The sequence below is a fragment of the Pararhodospirillum photometricum DSM 122 genome, assembly GCF_000284415.1.
Taxonomy (GTDB): domain Bacteria; phylum Pseudomonadota; class Alphaproteobacteria; order Rhodospirillales; family Rhodospirillaceae; genus Pararhodospirillum; species Pararhodospirillum photometricum.
Map to the genome: position 1 here is coordinate 1,099,701 of NC_017059.1, position 13,285 is coordinate 1,112,985.

At 66.9% G+C, this 13,285-nt stretch carries 13 protein-coding genes; 8 read left to right on the top strand and 5 right to left on the bottom strand.

Translation table 11 applies throughout. The features are described 5' to 3' along the window. Positions 1-7: 7 nt before the first annotated feature. The 3 genes from RSPPHO_RS04800 to RSPPHO_RS04805 are packed head-to-tail and all read right to left on the bottom strand — an operon-like array spanning position 8 to position 658. Entirely contained in the window at positions 8-223 is a 216-nt protein-coding gene (locus tag RSPPHO_RS04800; RefSeq protein WP_041794291.1) for a hypothetical protein, read from the bottom strand. Further along, positions 216-440 carry a GcrA family cell cycle regulator gene (locus RSPPHO_RS18720; RefSeq protein ID WP_081581838.1) on the bottom strand — a complete coding sequence of 75 codons (225 nt, stop codon included), beginning with the start codon at positions 438-440 and terminating at the stop codon, positions 216-218. Before RSPPHO_RS18720 ends, RSPPHO_RS04800 begins: the two co-directional genes overlap by 8 nt. Further along, complete coding sequence (locus tag RSPPHO_RS04805) at positions 437-658, bottom strand: hypothetical protein (RefSeq protein ID WP_014414141.1); 222 nt, start codon at positions 656-658, stop codon at positions 437-439. The genes RSPPHO_RS18720 and RSPPHO_RS04805 overlap by 4 nt, the downstream gene beginning before the upstream one ends. 314 nt (positions 659-972) lie before the next feature. Between RSPPHO_RS04805 and RSPPHO_RS04810 the strand changes: the two genes are divergently transcribed. The 8 genes from RSPPHO_RS04810 (at position 973) to mtgA (ending at position 9,008) form a co-directional block, all read left to right on the top strand. Beyond that, positions 973-1,575, top strand: coding sequence for a DsbA family protein (locus RSPPHO_RS04810; protein WP_051013672.1), 603 nt, complete (start codon positions 973-975; stop codon positions 1,573-1,575). Between the two features lie 21 nt (positions 1,576-1,596). After that, positions 1,597-3,678, top strand: coding sequence for a chromosome segregation SMC family protein (locus RSPPHO_RS04815; protein ID WP_051013674.1), 2,082 nt, complete (start codon positions 1,597-1,599; stop codon positions 3,676-3,678). Between the two features lie 174 nt (positions 3,679-3,852). Beyond that, positions 3,853-4,233 (top strand): cyclic nucleotide-binding domain-containing protein, encoded by a 381-nt coding sequence (locus RSPPHO_RS04820; RefSeq protein ID WP_014414143.1) that lies wholly within the window; start codon positions 3,853-3,855, stop codon positions 4,231-4,233. A gap of 140 nt (positions 4,234-4,373) precedes the next feature. Beyond that, on the top strand, positions 4,374-5,042 hold the full coding sequence (locus RSPPHO_RS04825; RefSeq protein ID WP_014414144.1) for a glutathione S-transferase family protein: 669 nt from the start codon (positions 4,374-4,376) through the stop codon (positions 5,040-5,042). A 73-nt stretch (positions 5,043-5,115) separates the two neighbouring features. Further along, complete coding sequence (locus tag RSPPHO_RS04830) at positions 5,116-6,207, top strand: trypsin-like peptidase domain-containing protein (protein WP_041796612.1); 1,092 nt, start codon at positions 5,116-5,118, stop codon at positions 6,205-6,207. A gap of 172 nt (positions 6,208-6,379) precedes the next feature. Beyond that, on the top strand, positions 6,380-6,916 hold the full coding sequence (locus tag RSPPHO_RS04835) for a hypothetical protein (RefSeq protein ID WP_041794296.1): 537 nt from the start codon (positions 6,380-6,382) through the stop codon (positions 6,914-6,916). A gap of 30 nt (positions 6,917-6,946) precedes the next feature. Further along, complete coding sequence (locus tag RSPPHO_RS04840) at positions 6,947-8,278, top strand: hypothetical protein (RefSeq protein ID WP_041794299.1); 1,332 nt, start codon at positions 6,947-6,949, stop codon at positions 8,276-8,278. A 7-nt stretch (positions 8,279-8,285) separates the two neighbouring features. After that, entirely contained in the window at positions 8,286-9,008 is a 723-nt protein-coding gene (mtgA, locus tag RSPPHO_RS04845; RefSeq protein WP_014414149.1) for a monofunctional biosynthetic peptidoglycan transglycosylase, read from the top strand. Positions 9,009-9,081: 73 nt separating this feature from the next. Here mtgA and RSPPHO_RS04850 read toward each other — a convergent pair whose 3' ends face one another. Both RSPPHO_RS04850 and RSPPHO_RS04855 read right to left on the bottom strand, forming a co-directional pair. Continuing rightward, positions 9,082-10,104 (bottom strand): OmpA family protein, encoded by a 1,023-nt coding sequence (locus RSPPHO_RS04850; protein WP_041794301.1) that lies wholly within the window; start codon positions 10,102-10,104, stop codon positions 9,082-9,084. Between the two features lie 303 nt (positions 10,105-10,407). Then, positions 10,408-13,203 (bottom strand): ATP-binding protein, encoded by a 2,796-nt coding sequence (locus tag RSPPHO_RS04855; RefSeq protein WP_014414151.1) that lies wholly within the window; start codon positions 13,201-13,203, stop codon positions 10,408-10,410. Positions 13,204-13,285 lie beyond the last annotated feature (82 nt).

Genomic DNA, 13,285 nt, shown 5'->3' on the forward strand with positions numbered 1-13,285 from the left:
TTCAGGGCTAGGGCGCGGCTGTCTGGACCTGCACCCCTGGAAACTCGATCACCGGCATCTCTGCCTTCCGAAGCGCCGCATTGGCCTCTTCAATCATCGCCCGCACTGGCACCACCCGCCCGTCGAGCCGCCACCCCGAAGGGCTGCGCTTGTCGGACTGGACCCGGCGCCCGGTTTGGGCGAGTGCGGCAATTGCCCGGACAGTCGGGCTCTCGTTATTCATGGTCGTGTCTCGGCTCTGGCTTGGGCATGACCACGTAGGCCCGAGCTGCGTGCTCGGCGCAGTAGGGCTTATCGGGCAGGGCTGGCTCGCCGCAAAAGGTGAAGCTGGGCTCGCCAGGGTGGCCGATTGGCCAGCGGCAGGCAATGATAAGGAGGGGGTCTGGGGAGGCCCGCCTCCCCAGCCTTTTCTTTCGCCCCGAGACACGCAGACCGATCAGCCAGCGAGCGCGGTATACTCCACTTCGTAGGCGGTGTTGTGCGGGATGTTCTTGGGGTCCTTCTTGATCAGCGCGACAACGTCGTCGGCGCTGACCCCGGCGGGCACGTTGATCACTTCATAAATCACGCTGGAGCCGGTGGTGGGACCCGCATCGGAATTGCGGTGGGCTTGGTTGACAAGGCCTTCCCCGGCCACCTTGATCATGTACGACGCCATGAGCGATTTTCCCCTGTCTCAAAAAATGACCGCGAATGCACGCAACGGACGTCCGAGGGAGGGGGAGAATCCACCCGAACGGCATTGGCCCGCACGATACGGGGTTTTGCGCGGGAGGTCAAAGCGAGCGCGCGAGACGGAAAAAAGGGAAGGCTGGGGAGGCTTGCCTCCCCAGACCCCTCCGATCCTGGGGGCTGGGGAGGCAAGCCTCCCCAGCCTTCCTTTTTCCTCCCCTGAACAATCCGTTGCGCCAAACGACGGGCCACGTCTTTATGATCGCCGCTCCCTCTCCCTCGTGTCGGAGGATTGCCCCCGTGCGTTTTTCCTTCTCTTCCCTCGCCCTGGTCGTGGTTCTTGCCGTGGGCACCCCGGCCCAGGCCCAAGGCCCCTCCTATGAAGAGCGCTCGCTGGGCGCCGCCACGGCCCCGGTTCAGGTGATCGAGTATTCATCCTTGCTGTGCAGCCATTGCGCCACCTTCCACAAGGACATCCTGCCGCAGATCAAAAAGGAATACATCGACACCGGTAAAGTCCGTTGGGTGTTCCGCGACCATTCCCTGGGCTCGCCCTTGGCCTTGGGGGCGGCGATGATCACGCGCTGCGCACCGATGGATACGTACTATCCTTTGATGGGCACCTTGTTTGCCAATCAACGGGCCTGGGCCTCGGCACCTAATCCGATGGAAGCCCTCCAGAGCTATGCCGCGCTGGCCGGCATGGATAAAGATGCGGTCGCGGCCTGTCTCGATAGCGAATCGGTGTTCAAGGGCATTCGGGACGGCGAGGCCGAGGCCGAGGCCGCCGGGGTGGATTCCACGCCCAGCTTCCTCATCAACGGCAAACCGGTGATCGTGGGGGCGCAGTCCGTGGAGCAGTTCCGCGCGGTGCTCGATCCCCTGCTGGCCGCCAAAAAGTAAGCGCGGACCCGGGAGCCGCCGGTGCTGCATTTTTCCCGACTGCGACTGGTGGGCTTCAAGTCCTTCGTCGAGCCGGCCGAGGTGATCATCGACCCGGGCCTGACCGGGGTGGTGGGACCAAACGGCTGCGGCAAGTCAAACGTGGTCGAAGCCTTGCGCTGGGTCATGGGCGAGACCTCGGCCCGCCAACTGCGCGGCGGCGACATGGACGATGTCATCTTCGGCGGCACGGCAACGCGCCCCGCGCGTAATGTCGCCGAAGTGACCCTGTCCCTCGACAACCAGGAACAATCCGCGCCGGCGCAGTTCAACTCCGCCTTGGAACTAGACATCACCCGGCGCATCACCCGGGGCGAGGGCTCGGTCTATCGGGTCAACGGCAAGGAAGTGCGGGCCCGCGATGTGCAACTTTTGTTTGCCGATGCGGCAACCGGAGCGCGCTCCACCGCCATGGTCAGCCAGGGCCGCGTCGGCGCCCTGATCAACGCCAAGCCCAGCCAGCGCCGCGCCTTGTTGGAAGAAGCGGCCGGCATTGGCGGCTTGCACACAAGGCGCCAGGAGGCGGAAACCCGCCTGCGCGCCGCCGAGGGCAATCTGGCCCGGCTGGAAGACGTGTTGAGCGCCCTCGACACCCAGTTGGTCAGCTTGCGACGCCAAGCCAAGCAGGCGGCCCGCTACCGCGAGCTGTCTGAGCGCGCCCGCTTCCACGAAGCGGTGGTGCTGCGTCGGCGCTGGGTGGCGGCGGTGCGCGCCTTGGAGGCGGCCCGTGCCGCCCATGCCGCCGCCGAACGGCTCGCCGGCGATGCCACCGGCGCCGCCGCCAAGGCCAGCGCCGCCCAACTGGCCGCCGCCGAGGCCCTGGAACCAGCGCGCCGCCAAGAGGCGGAGGCGGCAGCCAAGCTCCAGCGCCTCGCTTTGGCCCGCGAGCAGCTCGACGCCGAGGCCCGCATGCTGGCCCAGGCCTGGAGCGACAACACCACCCGCCTCGCCCAGGCCCGGGCCGACGCCGAGCGTGCCCGCGAGCGAGCCCAAGACGCCGCCACCGCCTTGGCCCGGCTCGCCGAGGAGCGCGAGGCCCTGGTCGAGGCCCAGGCCGAAACACCGCTGGCCCTAGAGAGTGCTGAGGAAAGCCTGGAGCACGCCCGGGATGCCGCCCAGGTTTTGGAAGAGGCCCTGGAAAAGGCCAACCGCGCCACCGCCGACTGGCAGGCCCGGCGCGAGGCCCTGCGCCGCGCCGGCGCCGAGGCGACCCAGCGCCTGCATCGCCTGACCCAACGCCGCGACGATCTGGCACGCCAGCAGGCCGAGGCGAAAGCGCGCGCCGTAGCCCCCGAGGTTCTGGAGGACGCCCACCTGGCGGTGGAAGCGGCCGAAGAAGCCCTGGAGAGCGCCCGCGAACGCCTTGAGGACGTGGAAACCCGCCGGGCCGACGCCAAGACCCAGGAAGCCCGCACCAGCGAGGCCCAACGCGCCGCCGAAGGAGCCCTCACCCGACTGCAAGCCGAGGCGCGCGGGCTGCAAGCCGCCCTCGCCCCGCCGCGCGGCGCCAAGGGAGGACCGGCCGCCCCGCCGGTGCTCGACAGCCTGACCCCGGAGCCGGGGATGGAAAAGGCCCTAGCCGGTGCCCTGGGCGAAGACCTGCACGCCGCCTTGGAGCCCAACGCCCCAGCCCACTGGCGCGCCCTGCCCGCCCTGGAGGCCCCGCCGGCCCTGCCCCCCGGAGCGCGGCCCTTGCGCGACGCCCTGAGCGGCCCGGCCGCGCTCGCTCGGCCGGGGTTTCGGGCACCGGCAAGCCCAGGCTGCGGGCCAGACCGCGCGGCGTGGGGGCGCAAAACCGGRCGGGCCGCACGAAGGCGAAGAGATCGAGCACATCGTGGGCGGGAAACCAGGACAGGGCGAGGCGCCGTGCCGCGTGCAGGCGGTGGCAAACCATGGGCCGCGTCTGGGTCAGGCGGGCCAGGGCGCCGTCGCCGGGCACCACGGGTTCAATCTCGCCATCGGGATAGAGCAGCAGCCCGCCGCCCGCCCCCACCACCAGGGCGGGCACGGGGGGCGGCAGGGCAGGGGAGGGGGCGGGTGTGTGATCCATTGCCCGCAGTATAGGCGAGGGGCGCTGCGAAGGGGGAAGGGGAAAAAAGAGAAGGCTGGGGTGGCGGGCCTCCCCAGACCCCACGTTTCTCCACGGAAAACGTCCCGCCTGTGACACGGATCACTTTGTCCTCCGGCCCCTTGGCCCCATGATACACTCACCCCCAGGCCTTTTGGGAGGATGCTCGCGTGGCCGGACCCCCCCTGTTTCAGCGTCGCACCTATCTTGAGGGAACGGTCCTGTTTCGGCAGGGCGACCCGCCCGATGGCGTCTACATGGTCGAAAGCGGCCTCGTGGAAATCGTCGTGCGGCGCATCGACGGCGAGGAGAAGATCTTGGGCACCGTGGGACCCGGCGAAATGTTCGGCGAAATGGCCCTGATCGACGACAAGCCGCGCATGGCGACCGCCCGGGTCGCCCTGGAAGCCAAGCTGGTACTGATCCCTGCGGCCGCCTTCCAGGCCCAGCTCAAGACCATCAACCCCGTGATGTCGCGGGTCATGGGCCAACTGACCCAGCGCATCCGCGCCTTGGCCACCGAGTTGAGCTTGCAGTCGCGCTCGGAGTAAACACCGCCAAAGATAAAAGGGGTCTGCGGAGGCGTACCTCCCCGGCCTTCTCTCTTGCCTTCTTTCTCCAAGTCTCTGCCAAGCCATCCTGGGGCGCATTTCGCGCTTGCCTTCGGGAAGCGCGGTCCTAAGGTGTCGCCATGCGCAAGCTCTACCATCATGAACTCTCGCCCGCGTCGCGCAAGGTCCGGGTTGCCCTGGCGGAAAAGCGCCTGGAGTTTGACCCCGTGATCGAGGAGACCTGGGTTCGCAACGAGTCCTTCCTGGCCCTCAACCCCGAGGGCGAGGTTCCGGTGTTGGTCGAGGCTGAGGGGTATGTCCTGGCCGATGCCTGGGCCATCTGCGAATACTTGGAAGACAGTTACCCCGACCCGCCCTTGCTGGGTACCGACCCCTTGATGCGGGCCGAAGTGCGCCGGCTGGTGGCGTGGTTTGACCGCAAGTTCAATCGCGAGGTCACCGAGCCGATTGTTCAAGAAAAGCTCATCAAGCGGGTGGTGTCGGGCGGTACCCCTGACAGCCGGCTGATCCGGGCCGGGCGCGCCAACATCCACACCCATCTGCGCTATATCGCTTGGCTGATCCATCGGCGGCGTTGGCTGGCCGGCGACATGATGACCTACGCCGACATCACGGCGGCTTGCCATCTTTCCTTGGTGGACTATGCCGGCGACGTTCCCTGGGAGGAGCATCCCCAGGCCAAGGACTGGTACGCCATCATCAAGTCCCGCCCCAGCTTCCGGCCGCTCCTGGAGGAGTGGATCGCCAATATCCGCCCGCCCCGGCACTATGCCGACCTTGACTTTTAGGGCCGACACGCCACATGGGCGGCCGGTTCCCGGATGCTGATGGCGGGAACCCCTTTTTCTCGTGGAGGCCCGCATGCGCTCCTTGCGTTTTTCCGTGTCGTCTCTCGTGTTGCCTGCGGTGCTGGGGCTGGCCCTGTCCGGGGCGCCGGCGCCGGCCCCAGCGTTCGAGATGGGGCCTGACGGCGTCTTGACCTTGGCGCCCATGCTGGACCGAGTGACGCCGGCCGTGGTCAATATTGCCGTGCGGGCTTCGGTGGCGGCCCCCACCAATCCGCTGTTCAACGACCCGGTGTTCCGGCAGTTCTTTGGTCTGCCGCCCGGCGCCGAGATGCCGCGCAAGACCGTGTTGAGCGCCGGCTCCGGGGTGATCGTCGATGCGAGGCAAGGGCTTATCCTCACCAACCGCCATGTGGTCGAGAACGCCCAGGACATTTCCATCACCCTGAAGGACCGCCGCGTGGTGCGCGCGCGCCTGCTGGGCAGCGATGCCGGCACCGAGATTGCCGTTTTGCAGATTGAGGCCGACGGGCTGACCCAGGTCACGTTCGCCGACTCGGATCGCACCCGGGTGGGCGATCTGTCGGTGGCCATCGGCAATCCCTTTGGCCTGGGCCAAACTGTCACCACCGGGGTGGTCAGCGCCAAGGGGCGCAGTGGTCTCATCCCCGATGGCTACGAGGATTTTATCCAAACCGATGCCCCTATCAATCCCGGCAACTCGGGCGGGGCGCTGGTCAACTCGCGGGGCGAATTGATCGGCATCAACACCGCCATCCTCTCCCCCGGGGGCGGCGGCAACGTGGGCATCGGCTTTGCCGTGCCCAGCAACATTGCCCGCGCCGTCATGGACCAGATCGTCAAGACCGGCACGGTGCGCCGAGGGCATTTGGGGGTGGTGATCCAGTCGGTGGATCCGGCCATCGCCGAAGGCCTGGGGCTTCAGCGCGCCGAGGGCGTGATCGTGGCCGAGGTGGCGCCGGGCTCGCCGGCCGAGCGCGCGGGACTTCAGCCCGGCGATGTGGTCGTTGCCGTCAACGGCGAGGCGTCCGACTCCGCCGAGGTGCTGCGCCGCCAGATTGGTCTGAGCCCCGTGGGCGACACCGTGACCCTTAGCGTGCTGCGCAACGGCCGCGCCGTCGCTCTCAAGGTCCGGGTCAGCGGTTAAAGGGACAAGAAGGCTGGGGAGGCGGGGCCTCCCCAGGCCCCTCGTTCACATGGCTTGGTCGGGCGGGGCTTGGCACGGCTCACGCCTCGTCTTAGGATGCCCTTCCCGCCCGGTGTCCGCGCGCGTCTTTAGGACCGCTTGTGGGTCTCCGCGCCCTTCAGGACCATCCAGCATGTCCCCTCGGGAAGCGCAAGAGTTCCGCGTCGTCCAGGAACTGGAGAATTTTCTCCTTTTGCTTGAGCAAAGAATTATTGCTCTCGCCAAGTGTACTTTGATCTTGCAGCGGCACGACGACCTTCCCCCGCGTTTCGACGATTTCACCCGCACGCGCAGCCTGACCAGTGAATGCTTGGCGTTTTCGATTGTCATCGAGCGACGGATCGACCAACTCCCCGAGCCGCGCCAGTCCCGGGTCCGCGATCGCTTTGATACCTTGACCGTGCGCATTTGGGCGACCTTGCTGGAGGGGTCCTTAACCTTTTTGAAGGCCATCGCTCGCGAGGAACATCTGCCCCTGGGCTCGCGGGAAGTCTTCCTCCATGAGATCAAGACCTTGTATGATGCCTATAATACCTTGAACCAGGAGCGCTACGTCGGCAAAGTGGAGGAAGAGACCTTGCGCAAGTGCAAATCCGCCGAGAAGATTCTGCACAAAATCATCGAGCGCGCGCCACGTCTCCTGGATCTGTCGGTCCCCCAGGCGGACTAACCCGAGCGTTTTGTGACAAGAGGAACCCCGATGGCCCGAGCATCGATTCCAGAAACGCCGGAAGGCCCGCAGCCCGCCCGCATCAAGGGACGGGTCTTGCAAGGCTTCGGGGCGCTCCGCCAAGTTCTGGAAAACGCTGGACGCCAGGATGTCGCCCGCCATTTGGCCGCGTGGGCCTCGGTGGACGAGCTGCTCGCCCGCTCCCCTGAACTTGTCCCCGTTTTGCTGAACTTGGCGTGGGAACAGCGCCGGGATCCGGCGTTTGGTGATTTGTTCCTAGCCGAGGACGGAACAGGCCTCGCCGAGGCCCAGGACCAGCCCATCGCTCCATGCGGTCGGACCTTCCAGCAGATTGTGTTGTCGCATCTCTATGCGTCGGCGCGTCTGGCTTTCGAGGCGGCCGAAAAGGAATGGGCCACCAACGAGGCCAAGCGCGCGCGCTTGCAATGGCGCAAGGAACAAAAGGCCGCCCGGCGCAGCCTGATGCGACTCTTGCGCAAGCCGCGCGAACCTGATTTCGACCCGGCAACCTTCCGTCTGCGCGCCCCCATGCGCGGGCTCTACGAAGCCATGAAGCCCTATCTCCTGCGTCCCGAGCAGTTTGGCATGGTCAGCGCCTATGCGTTGCTCTCCCGGGCCCAGGTCGAGGTCCTGGGCGATCTCTTGCCCAGTTTTACCAAATCCGAGCAGATTGGTTACTTGGCTGGCCTTAATGAGGGCGACCTTTATGTTCTGCGCCGCAGCGCCCGCTTGTTCGCCGAGTGGAAGCTGGGCGTGCGCCGGCCCAAAAAGACAGCCCGGGCCAGCCCGTTGCCTGACGATGTTCCCGAGATTTCGGCCGAAGACGAGGCCAAGCTGGTGGCCGAGGAGTCCCGGGTTTTTCGCGAACTGATGGCCAAGCATCACCACGCCATCGAGGAATTGCGGGTGATGGGCGCCAACGCCGAGAAGCTCATCAACCTTCTGGCCCCCGTGTTTGGCGACGGTATTTGGGCGATCCTGGACGACAAGCGAGCCTTGGCCAATGTGGTGAACACGCCTGAGCACTTGATGGAAGTTCTGGGGCCGTTCTGCCGTTATGTCTCGCCGGCGCTCTCCGAGCAGTGGTTGCAGATGAACGACCAGGAGATCATCAAAGACATCCTTAAGTTCTGCCGAGAAACCTTCCGCGAGAAGGAATTTGCCAGCTATCTGGTCGATCCCTCGCGTCTTGTGGTCTGGGCGTCCTTGCCCAGCAAGTTCAATAACAACTTCAAGTATCAGCGCGACGCCATGAAAAGCAAGCTGGTCCGCAACGAGGAAGACCTGCGCACCGTCAGCGCCGGCATCTTCGAGTCGTTGCGCCAGGGCAAGGTTCTTTGAGGGAGCGTTGTCCGACGACCCCCGCGTGATTCCCGAGCGCCGGGGGCGGCGCTGGGTCCCTGTCCTGGCGGGGCTGGTCGGCGCGGTGGCTCTCGTGGTCCTGGTCGTGTGGCCTTTGGTCGCGCTGGGCCTGGGGCGGGTGGTTCCGATTGTGATCACTCCCTTGATGGTTCAGCGCCTCGTCGAAGGCGAGGGCCTCCACCACACCTGGATCGCCCCCAACCGGCTGCCCGACAGTCTGCGCCGCGCCGTCATCGCCAGCGAGGATGCCCGCTTTTGTAGCCACCATGGGTTCGACTGGGTGGAAATCCGCCGGGCCTGGGCCGAGTACCAGCGCGGCGAGCGGTTGCGCGGGGCCAGTACCTTGTCCATGCAAACCGCCCGTACGGTTTTGCTGTGGGGCGGCCGCGACCCCCTGCGCAAGGGGCTGGAGGCTTGGTACACCGTGCTGCTCGAAGCCCTGTGGCCCAAGGATCGCATTTTGGATGCGTATCTCAATACGGTGGAATGGGGGCCCGGGGTTTATGGGGCCGAGGCTGCGGCCCAGCACTTTTTCGGCGTGTCGGCCAGCGCCCTGAATGCGGTCCAGGTGGCGCGGCTGGTGGCGATCTTGCCCAATCCCCGGGTGTGGTCGGCCTCCCAGCCCTCGCCCTGGATCTTGCGCCGCACCACCACGATTCGGGGGCGGGCCGAGGCGGTGTCGGTCTCGGGGGGGCAGGCGTGCCCTTGAGGGAACGCGGGGCATAAAAAAAGGCGCCCCCGGGAGGAGGGCGCCTTTCGCAGGCTTCAGCGGAGCCGAAGTCTTACTTGAGCAGGATCACGACGCGACGGTTCTGCGGCTCGCGCACGCCGTCGGGGGTCTGGACCAGCGGATCGCTTTCGCCCTTGGCGTACACGGCCACGGACGAACGAGGAATGCCATTGCGCTCCAGCTCGGCCATGACGGCCTCGGCGCGGCGCATGGACAGACGCTCGTTGTAGACCGGCGTCCCGGAGCGGTCGGCGTGGCCGGTCACTTCGATGGTCGAGGTGCCCTTGGACTTGGCGGCCTTGGCGGCGGAGTTGACGATCCCGGCCGCTTCCGGCGTGATCGCCACGCTGTTGAAGTCGAAGAACACGAGGTAGGATTCGGGCACCTGGACCACGGCCTTGGCGGCCACCGGCTGCACCGGAGCGGCCGGAGCGGGGGCGGCGGCCATCGGCTTGGCCGGGGCGCCAAACGCGTAGCGCAGGCCCAGCATCACCGTGTGGTTCAGGTAGTTTTCATAGGAGGCGTCGCCCGCCGCCGGATTCTCGAATTCCATCCCGGTCGTGCCGAGGAAGCGATAGTCCAGGGTCACGCCCACGTTCTGGGTGACGTTGTAGCCCACGCCGGCGATGCCCTGGAAGCCAAAGGCGCCGCTCAGGTCATCCTTGATCTGGCCCGCGTCCATCTTGCCGATGACCCAGCCCAAGCCGGCACCAACATACGGATAGAAGGCCGTTCCGGTGGGGATGTCGTAGAGGGCGTTGACCATCAGCGCCACGGAATCGATGCTGCCATCGTTCGCATAGGTGCCGATCTTGTCGATGCCGTTGGAGCGCCAGGTGGCTTCCAATTCAACGCGCGGCCCCCCGAAGGAGTAGCCGGCGGCACCGCCAACGGCGTATCCCAGATTGGTTTCGACGTCGCGGCTGACCGCGCCGACATCCAACTCGCGCTCAATGTTGAAGTTCACACCGCCTTGCAGCGCCACGTAAGGGCCCTGGGGCGTCTGGGCCTGAGCGGCCAGCGGCAGCAACGCCGCCGCGCCGGCCAGAACAGCGTAATGAAAGGTCTTGGTCATGGCAATTGGATCCCATATGCCCAAAGTGAAACAGCGCGCGGGCCCCTCCCGTGCCCGGTGGCGCCCCCCTGGGGCGGAGTCCCTGAGCGGGACGCCTCCCCAACGGGAAACGCATGGACCCGCGTCGATCCCGCCTGTGCCCTAAGATCCGGGCTCCCCGGACGAGAGGCAAGGCTGAAACCGTTTTAGAAGGCCGATTTCCGCCGGTGTGTGCCCTGGGTGTCACAGTGTGATGAGGGTGCAACCCCTCGGGGTCATCGATCGTCCTGGTCTGCCGGCGCCTCTCCCGTGGGCCTTGTTTCCTCACGAGGTGGGGCCCAGGAGAGCGAGTCCGGGGTCCCGGGGTCCCCTCGCGCGGCTGGGCGTTGGGTCGTCGGAGGTGCCCTCGGGGGCCGCGAGACGGGAGAGAGGGGCGATGCGTGGCACCGTCACCAAAAAGCGGCTGCCCCCGCCTGGAAAAGTGTCCACCTCGATCCGCCCCCCCAAGGTGTGGGTCACGAGGTTGTAGACGATGTTGAGCCCGAGGCCCGAGCCCCCCTGGCCACGCCGGGTGGTGAAGAAGGGATCGAACAGGCGCCGCCGGACCTCGGCGCTCATGCCCACCCCCGAGTCGGCCACGGTCATCTCGATCTGGTCATCGGCCCCGACCTGGGCGCTCAGGCGCAAAACCCCGGGGGTGGCCGGATCGGGGAAGGCGTGAATGAGGGCATTCATCACCAGATTGGCAATAATGCGGGCAAAGGCGCCAGGGTAGCTGTCGAGGATCAGGCCCTCGGGGATCTCGACGTCGAGGCGGTGGGGAGCCTTGCGCAGCGGCGGCCCTAGGCTCAACAGAACCTCGTGGGTATAGTGCGCCAGATCAAAGCGCCGACGCTCGTCGCTGGTCTGGTCCACCGCCACCTGCTTGAAGCTCTGGATCAGTTCCGAGGCCCGTTCCGTGTTGGCGAGCAACAAGGTGGACGCCTCCTCAATCTGCTCGAGAAAGGCCAGGAAGCTGGAGCGACGCAAGGTGTCGTTCTCGACCTGCTGGCGTAAGGCCCGCGTCTCGTCGGCGATGAGCGAGGCCGCGGTCACGGCAATGCCCACCGGGGTGTTGATCTCGTGGGCCACCCCCGCCACCAGTTGTCCCAGCGACGCCATCTTTTCAGCCTCCACCAAATGCCCCTGGGCATCGCGCAGATCGGCCAGGGCCTTCTCGGCCGCGTCCTTGGCTCGGGTCAGGTCGGCACGGACCCGCTCGCGTTCGGTGATGTCGCGCAGGCTCCACAGCCGACCAGCGATCGCACCGCCTACCCGGAAGGGCGCCGTGTACCCCTCCAGCAAGCGGCCGTCCGCCAGCACCAGGGTATCGGCAGCCACCGCCTCGGGCGAGGCAAGCACACCTTGATACAGGTTCAAGAAAGACTGCGGATCCGCCATCGTCTCCCCCGACATCTGGGCGCGGCGCGGCTGGGCGTAGGTCACCATGCGGTCGGGATCAAGGCCCAGCAGTTCATGGAAGCGCCGGTTCGAGGTGATGATGGTGCCCTCGCGGTCGGTGACCATCAGGCCATCCACCGATGCCTCCTGGGCCGCCGCCAGCAACGCCAAAAAATGAGCGCGCTCGGCCTCGGCCCGGTGACGCTCCGAGGTATCGCTCAAGGTCACCACCGTGACTCGCCGCCCCGCATGATCAAGGACATGCGCGCTCATGTCGGCCGGAAACATCGTCCGGGCCCGCCAGCAGTACACCCCCATGACCTGGTGAGTGTGCGCGGCGCGCTCCATCATGGCGAGCACGCTCTCGTTGCCTGTTCCGGGAATGCCGGGGTTGCCGGGCGGCGCCACCAGACGCCCCAGGCTGGTGCCGACCAGCGAGGCCGTCTGGCCAAAAAGATCCTGGGCCGAGCGGCTGGCCGCGATCACGGTGCCCGAGGCATCCACGCTGAGAATTCCCTCGGGCACCGCGTCGATGACCGCCCGCAGGTGGGCTTCACTGGCGCGCAGATCGCCCTCGCGGGCCGCGATGGTGGCCAACAGGTCCTTGAGCGCTGCCGCCATGTCGCTGATTTCGTCGTTGCCCGTGCTGGGGACCGGCACAGCGTGCCCGGTCACGTGGGCTGCCATGCTGTGGCGCAGGGCGCCCAGGCGGCGAATGACGGTGCGGTGCGCATAAAAGCCCAGCAATCCCGCCGTCACCAAAGACAACACGGCCAACCCCAGCAACAGGCCCCCCATGCGGACTAAGGTGTGCTGCTGCTTGCGCGCCGCCTCCAAGATGGCGGTTTCGCTGTCGTGGACCAGCGCACTGGCGGCAAACACCAAGCGAAAGGCATAACGGGTGTACGCCGTGAGCAGGGCGTCCGTGCGCCGCCGCACCGCGTCTTGGCGCTCGCGCAGGGCATAGGGATCGGCGCCCGCCACGTCGGGGGGCAACACCGCAAGGTAATCTGAAAGCGCCGCGCCGCTCCCGGCCAGCGCGGCGTTTACCCGGGCCAGCGCCGCGCCGTGCGCCGTGCGCAGGTCGGGCAGTCGGCCCAGCGGGACCGTCGGGATTTGTTCCAGAAAAGCCCGGATCTCGGACAACCCCAGCCGCGCCGCGATCCGGGCCTCGGCCGACAGGCCAGGGAAAGGGCGTTCAACTTCAAGTCGCGCCACCTCCAGGGCTCGGCGGCTCTCGTCCAGGCGCTCGCGCAGGCTTCGCTCTAGCACGATCCGCTCGGCGATCTGCTGGTCGAGGACACTTAAGGTCGCCACCAAGTCGGCGCGGCGCCGGGCCACGTCTTCCAGCAGGGGGGACGACGGGACCCGGGGGCGCAGCCGGGCCAGCAGATCCTCCAGCCCTTGCGCCTGAGTCCGAATCCGGTCGCTGGCCGAGCGCCGTTCCACATCGGTATGGGCCATCACCAGTTGGGGGGCCAGCGCCACTAGCGCCTGGGCGCCCTCGGCCAGGGCATGAGCCAGCGCCTGGGCGGGCAGGGCCTCGTCCATGATCGCCCGCTGCGATCGTTCCACGGCCTGAAACGACAGCAGGCCCACCGCGCTGGCGGCTACCGAGATCAGGGCCGTTGCGAGAAAGGCACCCAGGAGACGGGCGCCGACCGTGATGCGTCGTGTCACGCTGTGTTCCCTCGCCGTGGCCCGGTTTTTCCCCGGTCAGCATGACGGCTCCCCTGGGGGGCGTCAAACACGCGATGGCTGC

What these genes read in the sequence shown, in the direction of transcription:
- RSPPHO_RS04835 (WP_041794296.1), top strand. Translation starts at nt 6,380, where the DNA reads ATGTCCCCTCGGGAAGCGCAAGAGTTCCGCGTCGTCCAGGAACTGGAG.
- RSPPHO_RS04825 (WP_014414144.1), top strand. Translation starts at nt 4,374, where the DNA reads ATGCGCAAGCTCTACCATCATGAACTCTCGCCCGCGTCGCGCAAGGTC.
- RSPPHO_RS04830 (WP_041796612.1), top strand. Translation starts at nt 5,116, where the DNA reads ATGCGCTCCTTGCGTTTTTCCGTGTCGTCTCTCGTGTTGCCTGCGGTG.
- RSPPHO_RS04840 (WP_041794299.1), top strand. Translation starts at nt 6,947, where the DNA reads ATGGCCCGAGCATCGATTCCAGAAACGCCGGAAGGCCCGCAGCCCGCC.
- RSPPHO_RS04805 (WP_014414141.1), bottom strand. Translation starts at nt 658, where the DNA reads ATGGCGTCGTACATGATCAAGGTGGCCGGGGAAGGCCTTGTCAACCAA.
- RSPPHO_RS04850 (WP_041794301.1), bottom strand. Translation starts at nt 10,104, where the DNA reads ATGACCAAGACCTTTCATTACGCTGTTCTGGCCGGCGCGGCGGCGTTG.
- RSPPHO_RS04800 (WP_041794291.1), bottom strand. Translation starts at nt 223, where the DNA reads ATGAATAACGAGAGCCCGACTGTCCGGGCAATTGCCGCACTCGCCCAA.